19 protein-coding genes are annotated in these 20,004 nt (G+C 67.9%); 10 read left to right on the top strand and 9 right to left on the bottom strand.

Annotation, left to right across the window (positions count from 1 at the left end; genetic code table 11):
- The first annotated feature begins 21 nt into the window (after nt 1-21).
- The 3 genes from LOS8367_RS15530 to LOS8367_RS15520 all read left to right on the top strand — a co-directional run bounded on the left by LOS8367_RS15530 (nt 22) and on the right by LOS8367_RS15520 (nt 2,657).
- Complete coding sequence (locus LOS8367_RS15530) at nt 22-1,092, top strand: UDP-3-O-(3-hydroxymyristoyl)glucosamine N-acyltransferase (RefSeq protein WP_085897453.1); 1,071 nt, start codon at nt 22-24, stop codon at nt 1,090-1,092.
- A gap of 81 nt (nt 1,093-1,173) precedes the next feature.
- Nucleotides 1,174-1,440, top strand: a complete 267-nt coding sequence (locus LOS8367_RS15525) for an acyl carrier protein (protein WP_085897452.1) — start codon at nt 1,174-1,176, stop codon at nt 1,438-1,440.
- Nucleotides 1,437-2,657, top strand: a complete 1,221-nt coding sequence (locus tag LOS8367_RS15520) for a beta-ketoacyl-[acyl-carrier-protein] synthase family protein (RefSeq protein WP_085897451.1) — start codon at nt 1,437-1,439, stop codon at nt 2,655-2,657. Before LOS8367_RS15525 ends, LOS8367_RS15520 begins: the two co-directional genes overlap by 4 nt.
- Before the next feature lie 76 nt (nt 2,658-2,733).
- On the opposite strand, the gene LOS8367_RS15515 is transcribed toward LOS8367_RS15520, so the two are convergent.
- Nucleotides 2,734-3,459 carry an invasion associated locus B family protein gene (locus tag LOS8367_RS15515; RefSeq protein WP_085897450.1) on the bottom strand — a complete coding sequence of 242 codons (726 nt, stop codon included), beginning with the start codon at nt 3,457-3,459 and terminating at the stop codon, nt 2,734-2,736.
- 519 nt (nt 3,460-3,978) lie between these two features.
- Here LOS8367_RS15515 and LOS8367_RS15510 point away from each other — a divergent pair.
- Nucleotides 3,979-4,404: a hypothetical protein gene (locus LOS8367_RS15510; protein WP_085897449.1), complete on the top strand. Its 426-nt coding sequence runs from the start codon at nt 3,979-3,981 to the stop codon at nt 4,402-4,404.
- A 68-nt stretch (nt 4,405-4,472) separates the two neighbouring features.
- Here LOS8367_RS15510 and LOS8367_RS15505 read toward each other — a convergent pair whose 3' ends face one another.
- The 4 genes from LOS8367_RS15505 to LOS8367_RS19105 are packed head-to-tail and all read right to left on the bottom strand — an operon-like array spanning nt 4,473 to nt 8,518.
- Complete coding sequence (locus LOS8367_RS15505; RefSeq protein ID WP_085897448.1) at nt 4,473-5,780, bottom strand: HlyC/CorC family transporter; 1,308 nt, start codon at nt 5,778-5,780, stop codon at nt 4,473-4,475.
- A 55-nt stretch (nt 5,781-5,835) separates the two neighbouring features.
- The gene (locus LOS8367_RS15500; protein ID WP_106535093.1) at nt 5,836-6,777 is read right to left on the bottom strand and encodes a tyrosine recombinase; all 942 of its coding nucleotides are present in this window, start codon (nt 6,775-6,777) and stop codon (nt 5,836-5,838) included.
- A 20-nt stretch (nt 6,778-6,797) separates the two neighbouring features.
- Entirely contained in the window at nt 6,798-8,351 is a 1,554-nt protein-coding gene (locus LOS8367_RS15495) for a hypothetical protein (RefSeq protein WP_106535087.1), read from the bottom strand.
- Complete coding sequence (locus tag LOS8367_RS19105; protein ID WP_165761491.1) at nt 8,348-8,518, bottom strand: hypothetical protein; 171 nt, start codon at nt 8,516-8,518, stop codon at nt 8,348-8,350. The genes LOS8367_RS15495 and LOS8367_RS19105 overlap by 4 nt, the downstream gene beginning before the upstream one ends.
- Before the next feature lie 142 nt (nt 8,519-8,660).
- Here LOS8367_RS19105 and LOS8367_RS15490 point away from each other — a divergent pair, with 142 nt between their 5' ends.
- The 3 genes from LOS8367_RS15490 to LOS8367_RS15480 all read left to right on the top strand — a co-directional run bounded on the left by LOS8367_RS15490 (nt 8,661) and on the right by LOS8367_RS15480 (nt 11,179).
- The gene (locus tag LOS8367_RS15490; protein WP_085897446.1) at nt 8,661-9,245 is read left to right on the top strand and encodes a shikimate kinase; all 585 of its coding nucleotides are present in this window, start codon (nt 8,661-8,663) and stop codon (nt 9,243-9,245) included.
- Complete coding sequence (aroB, locus tag LOS8367_RS15485) at nt 9,242-10,375, top strand: 3-dehydroquinate synthase (protein WP_085897445.1); 1,134 nt, start codon at nt 9,242-9,244, stop codon at nt 10,373-10,375. The genes LOS8367_RS15490 and aroB overlap by 4 nt, the downstream gene beginning before the upstream one ends.
- Before the next feature lie 189 nt (nt 10,376-10,564).
- Nucleotides 10,565-11,179 carry an outer membrane protein gene (locus LOS8367_RS15480; protein ID WP_085897444.1) on the top strand — a complete coding sequence of 205 codons (615 nt, stop codon included), beginning with the start codon at nt 10,565-10,567 and terminating at the stop codon, nt 11,177-11,179.
- A 53-nt stretch (nt 11,180-11,232) separates the two neighbouring features.
- Here LOS8367_RS15480 and LOS8367_RS15475 read toward each other — a convergent pair whose 3' ends face one another.
- Nucleotides 11,233-12,450, bottom strand: a complete 1,218-nt coding sequence (locus tag LOS8367_RS15475) for a pyridoxal phosphate-dependent aminotransferase (protein ID WP_085897508.1) — start codon at nt 12,448-12,450, stop codon at nt 11,233-11,235.
- Between the two features lie 211 nt (nt 12,451-12,661).
- On the opposite strand from LOS8367_RS15475, the gene cysS reads away from it, so the two are divergent.
- Genes cysS through LOS8367_RS15460 form a run of 3 tightly spaced genes read left to right on the top strand, consistent with a single transcriptional unit; the run spans nt 12,662 to nt 16,554 of the window.
- Nucleotides 12,662-14,116: a cysteine--tRNA ligase gene (gene cysS / locus LOS8367_RS15470; RefSeq protein ID WP_085897443.1), complete on the top strand. Its 1,455-nt coding sequence runs from the start codon at nt 12,662-12,664 to the stop codon at nt 14,114-14,116.
- Nucleotides 14,113-15,741, top strand: a complete 1,629-nt coding sequence (gene cimA, locus LOS8367_RS15465) for a citramalate synthase (protein WP_085897442.1) — start codon at nt 14,113-14,115, stop codon at nt 15,739-15,741. Before cysS ends, cimA begins: the two co-directional genes overlap by 4 nt.
- Before the next feature lie 42 nt (nt 15,742-15,783).
- Nucleotides 15,784-16,554, top strand: coding sequence for a squalene/phytoene synthase family protein (locus LOS8367_RS15460; protein ID WP_085897441.1), 771 nt, complete (start codon nt 15,784-15,786; stop codon nt 16,552-16,554).
- Here the strand turns inward: LOS8367_RS15460 and LOS8367_RS15455 are convergent.
- From LOS8367_RS15455 to cobA, 3 genes are read right to left on the bottom strand one after another with little or no spacing between them, the layout of a single operon-like run.
- On the bottom strand, nt 16,538-17,770 hold the full coding sequence (locus LOS8367_RS15455; RefSeq protein ID WP_085897440.1) for an MFS transporter: 1,233 nt from the start codon (nt 17,768-17,770) through the stop codon (nt 16,538-16,540). The two genes, LOS8367_RS15460 and LOS8367_RS15455, sit on opposite strands and share 17 nt — an antisense overlap.
- Nucleotides 17,771-17,801: 31 nt before the next feature.
- Nucleotides 17,802-19,073 (bottom strand): cobyrinic acid a,c-diamide synthase CobB, encoded by a 1,272-nt coding sequence (locus LOS8367_RS15450; RefSeq protein ID WP_085897439.1) that lies wholly within the window; start codon nt 19,071-19,073, stop codon nt 17,802-17,804.
- Nucleotides 19,073-19,924, bottom strand: a complete 852-nt coding sequence (gene cobA / locus LOS8367_RS15445; protein WP_085897438.1) for a uroporphyrinogen-III C-methyltransferase — start codon at nt 19,922-19,924, stop codon at nt 19,073-19,075. The genes LOS8367_RS15450 and cobA overlap by 1 nt, the downstream gene beginning before the upstream one ends.
- Nucleotides 19,925-20,004 lie beyond the last annotated feature (80 nt).

Here is a 20,004-nt window from a genome sequence, read left to right as displayed (position 1 = left end):
CGAAAACCCGAGGGGACCGTCATGAATTTTACGCTGAGCGAGATCGCCACCGCGCTGAACGCCGAACTTCAGGGCGATGGCAGCCTGCGTGTCACCGGTGCCGCCGAGCCGGGGCAGGCGGGTGAGGATGACCTCGCGCTGGCGATGTCGCCGAAATGGGCCGAGGCGCTGCAACTCGGGCGCGCGCGCGCCGCGCTGGTCTGGCCCGGCGCCGACTGGCGCGAGATGGGGTTGCAGGGCGCCATCATTGCCCCGCGTGGCCGTCTCGCTATGGCGGGTCTGACCCAGCTTCTCGATGCCGCCGGCGCCGAGTCCGGCATCCATCCATCCGCAGTCGTCGACGCTTCGGCCGAGATCGGCGAAGGGGTCTTCGTCGGCCCGCTGGCGGTGATCGGCGCGGGCGCGGTGATCGGCGCGAACAGCCGGATCATGGAACAGGCCTCGATCGGGCCCGGCGTGCGGCTGGGACAGGGCGCGCTCATTCATTCGGGCGCACGGCTGGGGCGCAACGTGGTAGCGGGCGACCGGCTCATCGTGCAGCCGAATGCGGTGATCGGTGGCGATGGGTTCTCCTTCGTCACCGAAAGCGAAAGCCACGTCGAATCCGCGCGTGCCGAACTTGGACAGGGCAAGGTTTCGGAAGAGGCCGATCCGACCTGGCATCGGATCCACAGCCTCGGCTCTGTGATCCTCGGCGACGATGTCGAGATCGGCGCCTGCGCCACGATCGATGCGGGTACGATCCGCCCGACCCGCGTGGGCAACGGCTCCAAGATCGACAACCTCGTGCAGGTCGGCCACAACTGCGTGATCGGCGACCATTGCCTGCTCTGCGGTCATGTCGGACTTGCCGGATCGGTGAACATCGGCGACCGGTCGGTGCTCGGTGGCAAGGTGGGCGTGTCCGACAATCTAAATATCGGTGCCGACGTCGTTCTCACCGGCGGTTCGATCGTGTTGTCGAACGTACCCGCCGGGCGTGTGATGATGGGCTATCCCGCCACCAAGATCGACAGCCAGGTCGAAAGCTACAAGGCGCTGCGCCGGCTGCCGCGGCTGATGCGTGATCTCGCGGCATCTCGCAAGGGCTGATACCGGCGCTTCATGGTTTCAATGCGGCGTCGCAGCGATTAGATCGGGGTGAGGAGAAGCACTGTAGGGGATGCGGGTCGGATGGAATTGCGCGACAAGGTGATTGCGATCATCGCCGAGCAGGCAATGCTCGAGCCGGGCGACGTGTCGCTCGACAACAGCCCGGCCGATCTTGGAATCGACAGCCTCGGTCTGGTGGAGAGCATCTTCGCGATCGAGGAGACCTTCGACATCTCGGTGCCGTTCAACGCCAATGCGCCCGAGGAAAGCGAATTCGACATTTCCTCGGTCGCCGCCATCGTCGCGGCAGTGGAGCGTCTCGTTCAAAAGCAGCACGCCAGCGCATGACCGGCGGCGGCCGACGCGTCGTCATCACCGGCGCCGGAACCATCAACAGCCTCGGCCACGACGTGCCTTCGACGCTGGAGGCGATGCGCGAGGGTCGCTGCGGTATCGGCCCGCTCGACCTGCGGGACGTCGAACGGCTGTCGGTCCAGATCGGCGGCCAGGTGAAGGGCTATGACGAGCAGGCCCATTTCAACCGCCAGCAAATCGCCCTTTACGACCGCTTCACCCAGTTCACGCTGCTCGCCGCACGGCAGGCGATGGCGCAGTCCGGCATTAGCTTCTCCGGCGAGGAGAGCGAGATGTCCGGCGTGGTGCTTGGCACCGCCGGGGGCGGGGTGAACACTTGGGACGAGAATTACCGCACGGTCTATGAAGAAGGAAAGAACCGGGTCCACCCCTTCGTCGTCCCGAAGCTGATGAACAACGCGGCCGCGAGCCATGTAAGCATGGAGTACAACCTACGCGGCCCGAGCTTCACCGTGGCCACCGCCTGCTCCAGCTCCAACCACGCGATGGGCCTGGCCTTCCAGATGATCCGGTCGGGCATGTGCCGCGCGATGCTGACGGGCGGCTCCGAGGCGATGCTTTGCTTTGGCGGCGTGAAGGCATGGGAGGGGCTCAGGGTGATGTCCAAGGATGCCTGCCGCCCGTTCAGCGCTAACCGCAACGGCATGGTGCAGGGCGAGGGCGCGGCGGTGTTCGTGTTCGAGGAATACGAGCATGCCCGCGCGCGCGGCGCCGAGATCCTGTGCGAGGTGGCGGGCTTTGGCATGACGGCCGATGCGGCCGATATCGTCATGCCCTCGGCCCAGGGCGCCGAGCGGGCAATGCGGGGCGCGATGCGCGAGGCTGGGCTGGCGCCCGAGCAGATCGGCTATATCAACGCGCATGGCACCGGCACGGCGGCGAACGACAAGAGCGAATGCGCCTCGGTCTCGCATGTCTTCGGACCGGCAGCGGACCGGTTGATGATCTCCTCGACCAAGTCGATGCATGGCCATCTGATCGGCGGCACCGGTGCGGTGGAGCTTCTGGCCTGCATCATGGCGCTGCGCGATGGCGTCATCGCGCCGACCATCGGCTATGAAGAGCCCGATCCCGAATGCGCGCTCGACGTGGTGCCGAACACGGCGCGCGAGGCAAAGGTGAGCGCGGTGCTGTCCAATGCCTTCGCCTTCGGCGGTCTCAACGCGGTGCTGGCGCTGCGCGCGGCCTGAACCCTGCCATCGAAAAGAGAAAAGGGCGCGGCCTCTGGGAGACCGCGCCCTTTCCATATTCGTTGCTCTTCTTCCGTTACTGCGCCCGGGCGGTGACGGCTCCGAAGCCCGCGGTGAAGCCGGACAGCGACATGTCGAGACGCACTTCCTGATCCGGCGCGGCGGCGGGGACGATGCGCAGCGTGCCGGCGCGGCCGCCCTTGAAGGCGCCGAGTTGCTGGTCCGACAGGCCGAAGCGGGCGACGCAGCCCGCGCGGTTGCAGAAGCTGAACGGGTAGCGCGCGGTCTGGCCGCCATCGACCGTAAGCGAGAGCTGCTCGGTGAGCAGGGTTTCCAGCGGCACCACGACGGTGACGCCTGCCGCCGCCTGCGCCTCGGCTGCCAGCGGCAGCACGGTAACTTCGGCCACGGCATTGCCGTCACCATCCTCGAGCAGCTGGTAGAGCTGGCAAGGCTCGGCCTCGCCTTCGGCGACGCGCATGCAGCGCAGCGACCAGTCGCCATGGGTCTCGGCCACATAGGGCTGACCGGGGCGCTCGGTCTCGGCTTCGGCCGGGGCGGCAGGAGCCTGCGGATCCGCCGGCGCGGCCGGCGACTCGGCCTGCGCGGGGGCCTCGGTCTCGGCGGGCGCAGCCGGAGCCTCGGGTGCTTCCGGCGCCGCGGGAGCCTCGGTCGAGGTCTCGGCAGGCGCCTCGGTGGTGGTGGTCCGCGTGTTCGCCGGCGCGGTTTCGTCCTGCGCGGCCAGCGGGGTGGAGAGGGCCAGCAGCGCGGCGCTGGCCAGAAGTGTCAGTCGGTTCGGCATGTCGCGATCCCGTTTGTCAGTGTCCGCGGGGGCTTAGCATGGCATTGCGCGACTGTCAGGCGGGAAAGGGTCGGGAATCATGCGGGTTTCCGCCAAGATGAAAAAGGGGCCGCGACGCGACCCCCTTCCCATGTTCTCCCTGTCGGACTTGGCCGACTAATTGCCCGGACGCTACGAGAAGGCGATCGCGACGTCAACCGGTATCGCAGCGCAACCCCCGGGCAAGGCGCAAAAAAACCGCGCCCGAAGGCGCGGCAAGTCTGACAGGGAGGACGTCGGGCGACATGCCCGACACGTACATCATGCCACGGAATGGTTACCGGCGCTTTACGAGAATTGTGGCATGAGATGGATCGGCGTGACGGCTGTGTCCTCGGGGTCAAAACCGGCCGTCTTGCATCTCTGAGTGGCGCGTACGGAATAATACAAAACTTGAAAGGTAGCAGTGCTGACGGAACGGAAACAATAGTGTAACGTTTGCGCCACGGGAGTGAGGTTTTTCATAATGGGAGGTACCGCATGGATTCGAAGGTCGAGGAACTCTGGGCTTTGGAAAAGCGGCGCTGGCTCGACGGCGCCGAGTTCTACGAACGCCAGCTTGCCCCCGATGCCGCGATGGTCATTCCCTATCCGTCGGGGCTGCAGGACCGCGTCGCCGCGCTGAGCGGTCAGTGCCCGGCCCGGCAGTGGGAGGCAGTGGAGCTGCATGACCAGAGCGTCACCCGGCACGGCGAAACCGTTCTCCTGAGCTACCGCGTGGTGGCTTGGCGCGATTGCTGCCCCGAGCCGCTGCGCGCCAGCTGCGCGTCCACCTATCTCGACGACGACGGCACCTGGTTGAGGCTTTCCCACGAGCGCGAGCCGCTCGAGGTTGATGATACGAAGGGTAAGGTGTCCGTTCTCAAACGCCCGACGCGCATCGTAGCGCATCTCGGGGCCGCATAGGGGATCTTTTCCGAAGCTCGAACTTCGAGGCCGGCTCGCATGCGCGAGCTGGCCTTATCTTTTGCAGGTCAGGCGGCGTCGAGGGGCCGGATCTTGAGCGTCGCGAGGCGGTTCTCCTCCTTCGCGATCACCTCGAAGCGGAACCCGTGGAAGCTGAACACCTGGCCTTCGGTCGGGATCATCTGCGCCTCGTGGATCACCAGGCCCGCGATGGTGTTGGCCTCTTCGTCGGGCAGGTTCCAGTCCTGCCGCCGGTTCAGGTCGCGGATCGTCATCGAACCGTCGATCACGTAGGCGCCATCCTCGGTCATCGCGATCGGCTCTTCGCGCTCGGCGTCGAATTCGTCCGAGATCTCGCCGACGATCTCTTCGAGGATATCCTCCAGGGTGATCAGCCCGCGCAGCGCGCCATACTCGTCCACCACGAGGGCGAAATGCGTGTGCCGCTTGAGGAACTGGCGCATCTGGTCGTCGAGCGTGGTGGTTTCGGGAATGAAATAGGGCGTCATCGCGACGTCCATGATGTCGAAGCTCTCGAGCTCTGCCGTATCCACCGCTCCGTCGGCCATCATCTTGTGCATGGCGCGCAGCAGGTCTTTGGCGTGCAGGATGCCGACGATGTTCTCGGGCTCGTCACGATAGAGCGGCAGCCGCGTATGCGGGCTCTCCAGACAGAGCGTGAGGATTTCGGTGGCTGGCAGGTTGGCGTCGATCATCGCGATGTTGGAGCGATGCAGCATCACCTCCTCGACCGTGCGTTCGCCCAGATCCAGCGCACCGAGGATGCGGTCGCGATCCTCGCGGTCGACCACCCCTTCCTCGTGACCGAGCGACAGCGCGCCGGCAATTTCCTCGCGCACCGCCAACACTTTGGTGTCGGGATCGGTGCGCACGCCGAACAGCCGCAGGAGCGCCCGGACGAGCACCTGCACCGCAGAGACGACGGGCGCGAAGATCAGGATCACGAGGCCGATCGGGCGGGCGACGCGGCTGGCAAAGGTTTCGGCATTGGTGATCGCGTAGGTCTTGGGCAGCACCTCGGCGAAGATCAGCACCAGAAGCGTCATGACCAAGGTGGCGGCCGCAACGCCGCTGTCGCCGAAGACGCGGGTTAGAAGGGCGGTGGCCAAAGAGGTGGCGAGGATGTTGACGACGTTGTTGCCAAGGAGCACCGAGCCGATCAGCCGCTCGTTATCCTCGGTGACATGCAGCGCCTGCGCCGCGCCCTTGGAGCCGCGATCGGCGGCGGAGCGCAACTTGCCGCGGGAGGCGGCGGTGAGTGCGGTCTCCGAGCCCGAGAAAAAGGCCGAGGCCACCAGCAGGAGGAGGATCGCGACGCTGGTGATCCAGAAAGCGGCGTCTAGGGCGGTGTCCATGGGGTCCTTCGCGAAATAATTGATCCACTGAGTTATGGACGAGAGGGGCGCTTGTTCAACCCTCGCCGCGCGGGACTTGTCGCGGAGTGGCCCGGGCCAGGGGGTGGTGTTCGTGCACCAGCGCGCTCAATCGCTCGCTTTGGACATGGGTATAGATCTCGGTAGTGGACAGATCCGCATGGCCGAGCAGCGCCTGGATCGCCCGCAGATCGGCCCCACCCGCGAGCAGATGGCTGGCAAAGGCATGGCGCAGCACATGCGGCGTCACCTGATCGGGCGAGAGACCGGCGGCGATCGCCAGTTCCTTGACCATCACGAAAAAGCTCTGGCGCGTCAGGTGCCCATCGCGGCCGCGCGCGGGGAACAGGAACTTCGAAGCGGGCTTGCCTGCGGCGCTGGCCGCGGCCTCGGCTTCGTCGCGCCGGGCCAGCCAAGCCGCGACGGCGGCACGGGCGGGGCGGGACAGTGGCACCATGCGCTCGCGTCCACCCTTGCCGCGCACCAGCAGCATCTCGGGATCGCCGCGCAGAGACGCCACCGGCAGGCTCACGAGTTCGGAGACGCGCAGGCCCGTGGCGTAGAGCAACTCCATCAGGCAGGTGGCGCGCAACGGATCGCGCGGGTGGTCGCGGGCGGCCATGAGCAGCGCCTCCACCTCCTCGCGCGACAGGGTGCCGGGCAGGCGGCGGCTGCGCCCCGGCCCCTTGAGACGGATCGCCGGGTTGTCCTCGCGCCAGCCTTCCTCGAAGGCGAACCGGTAGAGCTGTCGGATCGATGAAAGCCGTCTCGCCCGGGTCGCGGCCGAAAGCCCCTCGGCCTCGCAGGAGACGAGGTAATCCTCGACCATCGCCTGCGTGGCCGTAGCGAAATGCGCGTCACGATACGCCAGCCAGCCCGAGAAATCCGACAGGTCGTGGCCATAGGCAAGAAGCGTATTGCGAGCGGCGTCGAGCTCGGCGGCCTGCGCCTCCAGAAAGGCGGAGATCCAATGCGCCATCGGCATCGCCGCCGCATCACTCACGCGTCGCGCTCCAAGATGAGCATCTGCAGTGCGATGCGGCGCGCCGGGTCCTCGAGCCCGACCGCGCGCAGCGCCGCCAGCCCCTCGCTCAGAGCGCCGGTATCGCCGGCCCGGCCCTCGTCGATCAACGAGATTGCCCGCAGGATCACCTCGCCGACCCGGCCTTCATCAATCATCTGCACCAGCGCCTCGGACGGCTGCTCCGCCTCGAACCCGTTCAGGAGCGCCAGCGAGATCGGGTCGTCCTCGGGGGCAAGGTCGGCTCGCGTCCCTTCGGGCAGGCCGCGCGCCAAGGCGACGAGCATCTCCTCCTCCGCGTCGCGCGGTTCGTGTCCCAAGGCTACGGCCTCGTAGTCGGGGCCGAGCAGGCCAATGGTGAAGACGGTCTCGGCGACGTCCTCCGGCAGGTCCATCTCGGCGATCTGCGGGCCGAAATGCTGGGCGAAGGCCGTGCCGAGACGCGCCTCGCGCATGCCTTCCCAGACCTCCGGCAACCTGTCGGCCACGGCCATCGTGTCGCCCTCTCGAAGCGCGGTGTCAAAGGCCTGAACGGCGCTGGCGCGGTCCCAAATGCCGCCGGACGCGGCTGGCACCCGGTCGGTATAGATGCCGAACAGCCTCGCCGGCTCGATGGCACCGTGCCGCGCCAGCCGCTCCGCCGCCTCGATCTGGGCGCGCCACGCCTTGGTCGGGCGCAGATCCGCGTGGCTGAAGGCGCGGGGCAGGGAGCCAGAGGGCATCGCCTCGCCGACCGCTTCGCGCAGGCGGTAGACCAGCGGCGTCACCCGTTCGGGCTCTGCCAGCGGCGGCTCGCCCTCGTAGAGATCGGGGTCGAGAAAGCGCGACAGCATCGCGTCCTCGGCATCGGTCACCTCGCCCAATGCGCGCGCGGAGTTCAGCGTCAGGGCTGCCGCCTGCCAGTCGCCGTCACGGGCCAGACAAAAGATCTGCGCAGGGCGGGTGGGGGCGATGGTCGGCTTGTTGCGCATTGCGTGGCAGGCTTGGGTCTCCTCGCCGGTAAGCAGCGCGGTGTCGAACCAGCGCCGGAAGCGGTCCGGATCGTCGGGACCGGCCTCAACCAACATCTCTGCCGCAGGTTCGAGAGCGCCCATTTCGAGCAGCCGGTCGATCCGGGCGAGGAACAGGGTGCCGCGGGCATCGGCATCCGCGGGCGGGTCAGCCTCGGCAACCATCAAGAGCCGCATGAGCTGCTCGATGGCGGGCAGGGTGTCGAGCTTCTGCGCGGCGATTAGCGCCGCCAGCCGCTCCTGCTCGCTGGCCGACCACAGCCCGCGTGGCAGTCCCGAAATGCGCGGCGCGACGAGGCCGACCGCGTCCGGCGAACGCGAATCGAGTGGCTGAACCGAGACCTGCGGCGCGGCCGCGCTTTCGGCCACGGGCGGCTCGACCGTCGGAGCGGGGGTCGGATTGGGGGCGACGGAGCGCGACAGCCAGTCGATCGCCGACAGCGGTTCCCCGCCGGTTTCGGCATCCTGCGCCAGCAGCGGCTGACCCAGAACCAGCGCGAGAAGGAGGCCCGCCTTCCTCACCGCCCGATCTCGATGGTGACGGGTTTCACCACCTCCGACACAGGGGCCGCGAAATCGGCGGGGAACAGCATCGGCCCCACATAGGCGTAGGCCAGCAGGCCCAGAGCCGCCAGCACCACGAGGATCAACGCCGCTTTCACCAGCGCCCAGATCAATCGTCTCAACATCCCGCTCGTCCTCTTGCCCCGGGTCACGGGCGGCCGCGCGCCGCCTCTTGCCAGCGATTCATAACTGGTCTTTCGGCCGAGATCACGTCATTCAGGGCAGGAATTTGCGAGGGCCCGCCGGTCGGGCCGCGACGGGGGCATTATGGCGGCAGGAAAGGCGCGCAGGAGCGGCGACGGCAGCGCGATGCGTTTGCGCCGGCCGGTGGTGCTGGTTGGCATGATGGGCTCCGGCAAGACCGCGATCGGCCGCGCCCTCTCGGCCCGGCTCGGCTGCGGCTTCGTCGACAGCGATACGGCCATCGAAGAGGCCGCCAAATGCTCCATCGCCGAGATCTTCGCGCGCGACGGCGAAGCGTTCTTTCGAGCCCGCGAGAGCGAGGTGCTCGAGCGGCTGCTCGAGGCCGGGCCACGCGTCGTCTCGACCGGCGGTGGTGCCTTTCTTGCCCCGCGCAATCGCGACGCGATCGCGGCGCGGGGCGCCGCGCTCTGGCTCGACGCGGATCTCGACCTGCTTTGGGAGCGGGTCCGTCACAAATCCACCCGGCCGCTTCTGCGCACCCCCGACCCGCGCGGCACGCTGTCCCGGCTGCTCGACGAGCGGCGCCCGATTTATGCGGAGGCGCCGATGCGCCTCGTCGCCCGGCCTGGCGATTCGATCGAGGCCACAACCGACCGCGTGATCGAGACGCTCGCGCAGCGGCCCGATATACTGGAGACCCGCCCATGAACGCTTTCGCAACCGCCTCGCGCATTGCCACGGTTCGCGTCGACCTGCCGGGCCGTGCCTATGACATCCATGTCGGGGCCGGGCTCGTGGCGCAAGCCGGGCAGCGGCTCAAGCCGCTGCTGCGACGCCGACGGGTCGCGATCATCACCGACGAGACGGTGGCGCGGGAGCATCTGGGCGCGCTCGAGGCGGGGCTCGCGGTGGAGGGCATCGAGTCGGTCAGTCTCGCGCTGCCGCCGGGCGAGGGTACCAAGTCTTGGCAGGGGCTGGCCCGTGCCACCGAATGGTTGATCGAGGAACGGGTCGAACGCGGCGATCTGGTCGTGGCTTTCGGCGGCGGCGTGATCGGCGATCTCGCGGGCTTCGCCGCGGCCATCACCCGTCGCGGCATTCGCTTTGCGCAGATCCCGACCACCCTACTGGCGCAGGTCGACAGCTCGGTTGGTGGCAAGACCGGTATCAACACCGCGCAGGGCAAGAACCTCGCCGGGGCGTTTCATCAGCCGGTCATGGTGCTGGCCGACATCTCCCTTCTCGACACCTTGCCCGAGCGCGAGTTCCTCTCGGGCTATGGCGAGGTGGTGAAATACGGCCTGCTGGGCGACGCGGCCTTCTTCGAATGGCTGGAGGCCAATGGTGCCAGCCTGCGCGACGGCGACGCCGCGGCGCGGCTCGAGGCGGTGCGCCGGTCCTGCGAGATGAAGGCCGAGATCGTGATGCGCGACGAGACCGAGCAGGGGGACCGGGCGCTGCTCAATCTCGGCCATACCTTCTGCCACGCGCTCGAGGCGGCGACAGGCTATTCCGACCGGCTCCGGCACGGCGAGGGCGTGGCGATCGGCTGCGCCTTGGCCTTCGACCTATCCGCCCGGCTCGGGCTCTGCGCGCAGGAAGACCCGTCCCGGGTCCGCGCACATCTGGCCGAAATGGGCATGCGCGCCGATCTCAGGGCGATCCCCGGCGATCTGCCACCGGCCGAAGCGCTGCTCGGGCTGATGCGTCAGGACAAGAAAGTGCAGGATGGCAAGCTGCGCTTCGTGTTGGCGCGCGGTATCGGTCAAGCCTTCGTCACATCCGACGTGCAACCTGAGGCAGTGCTCAGTGTGCTGCGCGACAGCGCCCGGCACTGATCCGCCCAGAGCCTCAGCAGGGTTCCGCCGAGCTGCTGCGACAGGGCTGTGCATTTTTCTGCAATGGGCTCGAACTTCCGCTTCGTTCATGTGTTCTAGGCCGGACGCGCCGGAGATTTTCCGGCCGTTCGCCTTGGACGCCACCTCCCAAACACGTGCGTCCAGGGAATGAAGGAACAGGAGCTACAAATGAAATTCTCGACTTCCTCCCTCGCCGTTGTTCTCGGCGTCGCAGCTGCCCCCGCCCTCGCCGGCGGTCTGGCCATGCCCGTCGCTGACCCCGTCGCCCCCGCGGCCCCCGTGGCCGTCGCCCCCGTCGTCGCGCCCAGCGCCGACTGGACCGGCTTCTACGCCGGTGGCCAGCTCGGCTACGGCCAGTCCGAGTCCGATAACCTCGGCTTCGACGAAGATGGCGCCATCTACGGTGGCCAGGTCGGCTACAACTACGATTTCGGCCGCTTCGTGATGGGTGGTGAACTCTCCTATGTCGGCACCGAGATCGGTGACGAGGACGCTGGCGCCGAGATCGACGGCGTTGCCGCCGCCAAGCTGCGCGCCGGTTACGACGCGGGCGCCTTCATGCCCTACGTGACCGCCGGCTACGCCAGCGCCTACACCGCCGACGAAGTCGCCGGCGACGACCAGTTCGACGGCTACGTCTACGGTGCCGGCGTCGACTACAAGGTCACCGAGAACATCGTGGTGGGCGGCGAGATCCTCCAGCACGAGTTCGAGGATCTGGGCGACACCGAGAACGATCTTGACGCGACTACCGCCGCCGCGCGCGTGTCCTACCAGTTCTGATCCGGAACCGGCCCGGCATGAGGCCGGGCCGGCTTCGATCGGAACATGACCGTTCAGGCGGTCAGGGGGGTCGGTTCCGACCCCCTTTTTCGTGCCAGCTGCGCCGCGAGAGCCAGCAGTTCGCCCAAGGCATGCTCGAGCCGTCCATCATCGACGGTGAGCGCGACCCGCACATGGCCCGCTGCCGCCCGCCCGAAGCTTTCGCCCGGCATCACGGCGATTCCCCGTTCCTCGAGCAGCCGATCGGCAAAGCCCTCGCCGTCGAGGCCGGTCGCGCGGATGTCGAGAAAGGCATACATCGCACCCTGCATCGGCACCGCGCGCACCACTTGCTGCGCCGCCAGCAGCCGCGCCGCGATGTCGCGCCGTCGCCGGAACGGCGCGGCCACCTCCGTCTCGAACCCCACGCCCATCCGCAGCGCCTCCAGCGCCGCGTCCTGGATGAAGCCGGGGATGCCGTAGGTCATGTGAGTAGCAAGATCCTCGAGCGCCGCGATCGCCTCGCCGGGTCCGACGATCCAGCCGACCCGACTTCCGGTCATCGCATGGCCCTTGGACATCGAACCCACGACCAGGGTGCGCTCGGCCATGCCGGGCAGGGCGCGCGGGCTGATATGCTCGCCCTCCCAGACCTGACCCTCATAGACCTCGTCGGAGATCAGCCACAGGTCACGCCGGGTGCAGAGTTCCGCGATTTCGTCCAGCGCCTCGCGCCCATAGACGGCGCCAGTAGGGTTGTTGGGGGTGTTGAGAAGCAGAGAGCGCATCCGCCCGTCGAAGCCTGCGATCGCGGCCTCGATATCGGCCGCGCGCGGCACGAAGCCGTCGCGCGCCCGCGCTTCGACTGGGAGCGCCACCGCGCCCGCGCCGCGGATCGTGCCGGGATAGGTCGCGTAGTAGGGGTCGATGTAGAGCGCGCCGTCGCCGACATCGCAGGTCGCGTGGTGCGCCATGAACAACCCGGCCTGCCCCCCAGGCACGACGAGCACCTCCTCGGGAGTGGTCTCGATGCCACTTTGCACCGTCACGCGCGCCGCGATTTCGGCGCGCAGATCGGGAATGCCCGGCACCGCGGCATATCCGGTATGGCCGCCGCGGGCCGCCGCATCCATGGCGTCGAGGATCCGCGGATCGGTGCGGATGTCATGTTCGCCGATGGTCAGTTCGATGACGGGACGGCCTTGGGCGATCATCCGGCGGGCCTTGCGGAAAAGGTCCCAGCCATCCGAGCCGCCGCCGGTGATATGCGTGATGCGATGCGAAACTGTCATGGCGCCCAAAAGGCCGTGCGGATGCAGTGCTGTCAATCGCCCGAGACGCTGGACGCGGCGCGGCCCGGCTGTTAGATCGCATGCCATGACGAGCACGAGCAACATTATCGGCTGCATCATTTCCTGCTGACTTGCGTCACGCGGGCCGCTCTCACGTTTCCCCGATGGAACACAGGATCAGCCCGCCGGCGTCACCGCCTGCGAGGCCCACATGACGACGATCCGCCTGCACGACACCAAGACCCGCCGCAAGGTGGAGCTCACGCCGATCGATCCGGACAACGTTCGGCTCTATGTCTGCGGGCCGACGGTCTATGACCGGGCGCATCTGGGCAATGCCCGCCCGGTGCTGGTGTTCGATCTGCTCTATCGGCTGTTGCGCGAGGTCTATGGCCGCGACCACGTGACCTATGCGCGCAACTTCACCGACGTCGACGACAAGATCAACGCCCGCGCCGCGGCCACCGGCCGCCCGATCCGCGAGATCACCGAGGAAACGGTGCTCTGGTACCATCAGGACATGGACGCGCTCGGCGCGCTGCGCCCCGATCACGAGCCGCGCGCCACCGATTATATCGGCCAGATGGTCGCGATGATCGAACGCCTCGCGCTGTCGGGCCACGCCTATGCCGCCGAAGGCCACGTGATGTTCTCGGTGGCGAGCTATGCCGAATATGGCCGCCTCTCGGGGCGCGATGTCGAGGACATGATCGCCGGGGCCCGGGTCGAGGTCGCGCCCTACAAGCGCGACCCGATGGATTTCGTGCTGTGGAAACCCTCGACCGGCGGCGAACCGGGCTGGGACGGGCCCGTGATCGAAGGCCAAAGCGTCGGGCGCGGGCGACCGGGTTGGCATATCGAATGCTCGGCCATGTCGTACCAGCTCTTCGGCGAAAGCTTCGACATCCACGGCGGCGGTATCGACCTGCAGTTCCCGCACCACGAGAACGAGATCGCGCAATCCGCATGTGCCCATCCCGAGGGCGATTTCGCGCGGATCTGGATGCATAACGAGATGTTGCAGGTCGAGGGCAAGAAGATGTCCAAGTCGCTGGGCAACTTCTTCACCGTGCGCGACCTCTTGGATCGGGGCGTCGCGGGCGAGGTGATCCGCCTCGTCACGCTCGGCACGCATTACCGCAAATCGATGGACTGGACCGAAGAAAAGCGCGCCGAGGCCGAGGCGACCCTGGCCAAGTGGTACGGGGTCCTGCACGCGCATGGTTTCACCGCGAAGATGGTGCGCGATCTCAAGGCCTCGGGCGACTGGGTCATGGACGAAGAGTTCCTCGGCGTGCTTGCGAACGATCTCAACACCCCCGGTGCGATCGCGCGGATGCATGTGCTGGCGCAAGCCCGGACGCCTGCCAAGCTGGTGCCCTTCGCCGTCGCGCTTGAACTGATGGGGCTGATCGAGGATTGGGACGCGCTGGCCGAATTGGCGGGCGCCGATGCCGGGCCCGAGGTCGCGCCCGAGGTCGATGCCGCGGTGACCGCGCTTCTCGCGCAGCGGGCGCAGGCGCGCGCCGCCAAGAACTGGGCCGAGGCCGACCGCATCCGCGATATCCTCAACGCCGCCGGCGTGCAGGTCACCGACATGGGCGGGCAGGCGAGCTGGCAGCCCGGGCCCGGCTTCGACGCCGCCAAGCTGGGGGAGCAATCGTGACCGACCGGCTCTATCTCTACGACACGACGCTGCGCGACGGGCAGCAGACCCAAGGCGTCCAGTTCTCGACCCGCGAGAAGATCCAGATCGCCGAGGCGCTCGACGCGCTCGGCATCGACCAGATCGAGGGCGGCTGGCCCGGCGCCAATCCCACGGACAGCGAGTTCTTCGAGACCGCCCCGGCGACGCGTGCGCCGATGACCGCTTTTGGTATGACCAAGCGCGCCGGGCGCTCGGCCGCCAATGACGAGGTGCTGGCCGCGGTGCTGAACGCCAACACGCCGTCGGTCTGCATTGTCGGCAAGGCGCATGATTTCCACGTCACCACGGCGCTCGGCATCACGCTCGACGAGAACCTCGCCAATATCCGCGACTCCATCGCCCATATCGTGGCGCAGGGGCGCGAGGCGCTGTTCGACGCCGAGCATTTCTTCGACGGCTGGAAGGCCAACCCGGATTACAGCCTCGCCGCGATCCGCGCCGCTTACGAGGCCGGGGCCCGCTGGGTCGTGCTGTGCGATACCAATGGCGGCTCGATGCCGCACGAGATCGCCGCCATCACCCGAGAGGTGATCGCGGCCGGCATCCCCGGAGATCACCTCGGCATCCATTGCCACGACGATACCGGACAAGCCGTAGCCTGCTCGCTCGCCGCCGTCGAAGCGGGGGCCCGGCAGATCCAGGGCACGCTCAACGGGCTTGGCGAGCGCTGCGGCAATGCCAATCTGACCACGCTGATTCCGACGCTGCTGCTCAAGGAGCCCTACGCCTCGGCCTATGAGACGGGGGTGAGCTTCGAGGCGCTGAAAAGGCTGCGCCACGCCTCGCGGCTCCTCGACGACATTCTCAACCGCGTGCCGATGAAACAGGCGCCCTATGTCGGCGCCTCGGCCTTCGCGCACAAGGCGGGGCTGCACGCCTCGGCCATCGCCAAGAACCCCTCGACCTATGAGCATGTCGAACCCTCGCTGGTCGGCAACAGCCGCATCGTGCCGATGTCGAACCAGGCCGGGCAGTCGAACCTGCGCGAACGTCTCGCCCGGGCGGGCATCGAGGTGGAAAAGGGCGACCCGGCGCTGGCCCGCATCCTCGACCGGATCAAGGAACAGGAATCGCGCGGCTATTCCTACGACACCGCGCAGGCCAGCTTCGAGCTTCTGGCGCTGGACGAGCTGGGGCGCCTGCCGGACTTCTTCGAGGTCAAGCGCTATCGCGTGACCGTCGAGCGCCGCCGCAACAAGCGCGGCAAGATGGTGTCGCTCTCGGAGGCGGTCGTCGTGGTGAAGATCGGCGGCGAGAAGGTGATGAGCGTGTCGGAAAGCGCCGGGCCGGACGGTTCGGATCGCGGCCCGGTCAACGCGCTCAGCCGGGCGCTGGGCAAGGATCTCGGCCCCTACCAATCGGTGATCGACGACGTGCATCTGGTGGATTTCAAGGTGCGCATCACCGATGGCGGCACCGAGGCGGTCACCCGCGTCATCATCGACAGCGAGGATGGCGACGGCAACCGTTGGTCCACGGTCGGCGTCTCGGCCAACATCGTCGATGCCAGCTTCGACGCGCTGGTCGACGCCATCCGCTGGAAGCTGGTGCGCGACAAGGCCGAGCCGGTCGCGCGGCGCTGAGGTCGTGAGCGCGTATTTCAGGAAAGATGAACGGGGGATCGCATGAGCCTGGAAGCCTGCGCGCGGCTGGTCGAACGCGGAGATCCTGAGCGTTTTCGGGCCGCGATGGCCGCTCCCGCGGCTGCGCGCGAGAAGCTGTTTCCGCTCTATGCCTTCAACCTTGAGGTGGCGCGTGCGCCCTTCGTGACCAAGGAGCCGATGATCGCCGAGATGCGGCTGCAATGGTGGCGTGACGTGGTCGAGCAGATCGCGGGCGGCGGGCCGGTGCGCGCGCATGAGGTGGCGACGCCTCTGGCGCAGGTGGCGCGGGAGGCAGATCTGCCGGAGGCTGCGCTCGACAGGCTGGTCGCAGCCCGGCGCTGGGACATCTATTCCGATCCGTTCGAAAATCAGGCCGAGCTTGATGCGCATCTCGACGCCACGGCTGGCGCGCTGATGTGGCTCTCGGCCAAGGCGCTGGGCGCGAAGGCTGACGAAGAGGCCGCGATCCGTCGTTTGGGTTTCGGTCACGGCGTCGCGCTGTGGTTCGTCGCGATCCCGGGCTTCGAGGAGCGCGGCAAGCGTCCGCTTGTCGACGGGCGGCCCGAGGCAGTGGCGCAATTCGCCCGGCGCGGACTAGACGCCCTGCGCGATGCCCGAGGGGCGCGCCTGTCGAAACCGGCGATCCCGGCGCTGCGCGCGGCATGGCAGGCCGAAGGCATCCTGCGGCGGGCGGTGGCCGATCCCGGGCGCGCGGCCCGCGGCGCGTTGGTCCCCGGGCCTGCGGCAAGCGCGGCGGCGCTGGCGTTGAAGGCGGTTACGGGGCGCTGGTGATCGCGCGGCGGCGCCAGCGCAGCCAGACGAGCGCGCCGCCCGCCAGCGCCAGCCCCGGGAACATCGCCGTATTGACCGAAAGCCAGCCTTGGGCGGGAAGCCCGCCCGAGCAGTTCATCAGCCCGCCCGAGGAGAGCGAGGCGAAGGTGACGAAGCCGAAGACCATCGTGTCGTTGAGGCCCTGAACCAGTCCGCGCTCTTCGGGCCGGTGCTCTGCGGTCAGCATCGCCGTCGCGCCGATGAAGCCGAAATTCCAGCCCAGCCCCAGCAGGATCAGGTCACCGTAGAACATCGGTAGGCCGGTGCCGGCCAGACCGGTCAGCCCGGCAAGCCCGAGAAGCGCCAGCCCGGCCCCGACGACGTTCGCCGCGCCGAAGCGGGCGATCAGGTGACCCGTGAAGAAGGAGGGGAGATACATCGCCAGCACATGGGCCGAGACGATGTCGTTGGCGTGGCCGCGCCCGTGCCCCGTGCCGACCACCGCCAGCGGCGTCGAGGTCATCACGAGGTTCATCAGGCCGAACGCCATCATGCCGCACAGGATCGCCACCAGAATGCCGGGCTCGCGTAGCAAAGTCCGGCGGGACCGGGCAGGGGTCGGAGCGACCGTTGGGTCCGAAGTCGTGCCGCGCGGCAGGTCGAGCCCGAGGAACAGGGTAAGCCCCACGAGGTTGAGCGCCACGACCGCGAGGTAGCTGCCCAGGAACGGTACCGCGAGGGCGTCGAGCACGACCTTGTTGAGTTGCGGACCGATGATCGCGGCGCCAAGCCCGCCCGCCATGACCCAGGAGATCGCCTTTGGCCGAAAGCTATCCGAGGCCGAATCAGCGGCGGCAAAGCGGTAGAAGCCCTGCGCCGACATGTAGATGCCAGTGACGTAGGAGCCGAGCAGCAGCACCGCGAAGGAGCCCATCAGAAGGCCCAGCGCGCCTAGCGCCGCCCCAAGCGCACCGGCAAGCCCGCCGATTACGAAGCCCGCGCGACGGCCGCGTCGCTGCATCAGTGGCGAAATCCAAGGTGCAGTGGTCATCGAGCCGAAGACGATCAGCGATATCGGCAGCGTCGCGAGGCAGGGGTTGGGCGACAACTCCGCCCCCACCAGCCCGCCGATCACGAAGAGGATCGGCATCTGCGCGCCCAACACCGCCTGCGCTGCGGCGAGGATCGCGGTGTTGCGTTTGGCGCGGCGGTCGTCGGTGATGGGTGCGTCTGTCATGCATTACCGGTAGCGGTCACCGCCGCTCCTGTCACCTGCGATCGATCAGATGCGCGAAGGAGCCACAGACCCGCCCTGCGCGCAGCCCCATCGGCGGCAGGGCCGTTCCCTCGGCGTCGCGGGCAATGAAGAGCGCATCGCCCCGCGCGGAAAGCGTCGTGGCGTAGTGAAATTCGTGCGCCGACCAATCGCCGGCGAATGGCCCTCGATCCGCTGTGACGTTCCTGTACCCCAGATGCAGCCGCCGCTGTGCGAAGGAAGTTGAAAGATCGAGCAGCCCGGCCATGCGGTGCACCGCACCCTCGGCATCTGTCAGTCCCTGGCCAAGCACCATGTAGCCGCCGCATTCTCCATAAATATCAGTATTGTAAGATGCGATGCGAAGACTCTGCATGAAGTTTTGGGCTGCCGCCAATCGGCCAGCGTGAAGCTCCGGGTAACCACCGGGCAACATAACGAGATCCGCCTCGGGCACCGCTTCGTCGGCGAGCGGCGAGAAAGGGAGGATCTCAGCTCCGGCGGCCCGCCAATCCTCAAGGAGATGCGGGTAGGCAAAGGCGAAGGCTGCATCCCGCGCCACCGCGATGCGCTGCGCGGGCGGAGCCATGGAGGGGGCGGATACCTGAGGGCGCGGTGCGGCCGTCTCGGACAGCGCGAGCAGCGCATCAATATCGAGATGCCGCTCGACCAGCCCCGCCGCCATGTCGAGGAAACTCTCGAGATCGGGGCGCTCATGCGCCTGCACGAGCCCCAGATGTCGCGATGGATGCGCCAAGGCGGCATCACGCGGCAGCGCGCCCAGCACCGGCACCGAGATCGGTGTCAGCGCTCTGCGCAGCATCGCCTCATGTCGAGCGGAGCCCACCCGGTTCAGGATCACGCCGCCGATCCGCAGCCTAGGATCGAATCCCGCGAAGCCCGCCACAAGCGGGGCCACCGATTGCGCCATGCGCGCCGCGTCGACGACGAGAGCCACCGGCAGATCGAAGAGCCGCGCAAGATCAGCGCTGGCGCCGCGCCCATCCGGCGGCGCGCCATCGAACAGCCCCATGGCGCCCTCGACCACCAGCAATTCATCGTCGCCGGCCAGCGCGCGCAGCCGCTGTTCGCCCATGGCCCAGGCATCGAGATTGAAGCACTGCGCACCGCAGGCCGCCTCGTGAAACCGCGGATCGATGTAATCGGGCCCTGATTTCGCGCCTCTGACCGCGACACCCCGCCGCGACAGCGCCCGCAGCAGCCCGAGGGTCACCGTGGTCTTGCCCGAGCCGGAGGACGGCGCGGCGATCAGCAGGCCGGGCATCAGCCCTGCTCGGCGGGCCGTCCGCGCCCCAGCGGGTCGAGGTCGCGCGGCGCCTCGCCCGCGATCTGCCCCTGCCAGTCGAGCACCTGCCGCATCAGCGCGGCACGGCCGATGCAGATGATGGCCGGGGGTTCGAGCCGGGTATGGGCGATGTCCTCGGCCATCCGGTCGAGCCGGGTCTCGAGCACCTTCTGCGAAGGTGTGGTGGCGCCCGCCACCACCGCCACGGGCTCGGCCGGGTCGCGCCCGGCGCCCAACAGCGCCTGCGCGATCTGCGCAGCATGCTTGATCCCCATGTAGATCACGATGACTTGGCTGCCGCGCGAGATCGCGCCCCAATCGATCGAGGAGGGCGCAGAGCCGGATTGGTCGTGCCCCGTGACGAAGGTCACCGACTGGTTCACGTCGCGATGCGTCACCGGAATGCCGGCATAGGCCAGCCCGCCGATACCGGCGCTGATACCGGGAATGATGCGCAGTTGCACCCCATGCTGCACCAGCGTCTGCGCCTCTTCGCCGCCACGACCGAAGACGAAGGGGTCGCCGCCCTTGAGCCGCAGCACCCGCCGTCCGGCGCGGGCCAGCTCGACCAGCCTGAGCGAGATGTCGCGCTGCTTGGCCGAGGGTTTGCCCCCGCGCTTGCCGGCATAGATCTTTTCGGCCTCCGGCGCCCAGTCGAGGATGCGTTCGTCGACCAGCGCGTCATAGACGATGGCGTCGGCCTGCCGCAGCGCGTTGAGCGCGTGCAGGGTCAAAAGGCCCGGATCGCCCGGACCCGCGCCACAGAGCCAGACCCAGCCGGGTTCGAGAATGGGCCAGTGATGGGCGGGGAGGGAGATCGAGTCGGTCATGTCAGCGTTATTGCCCCGCGACCGGCGCGAGGGAAGCCCCGGCCGTGCTTTCCTCCTGCCTTCCGCGCGCCTAATGTCGC

It is taken from the genome of Limimaricola soesokkakensis (assembly GCF_900172345.1).
In the GTDB taxonomy this organism is placed as follows: domain Bacteria; phylum Pseudomonadota; class Alphaproteobacteria; order Rhodobacterales; family Rhodobacteraceae; genus Limimaricola; species Limimaricola soesokkakensis.
The sequence above is the reverse complement of the archived record's forward strand: the minus strand, read 5'-3'. Positions and strand labels throughout refer to the sequence as shown.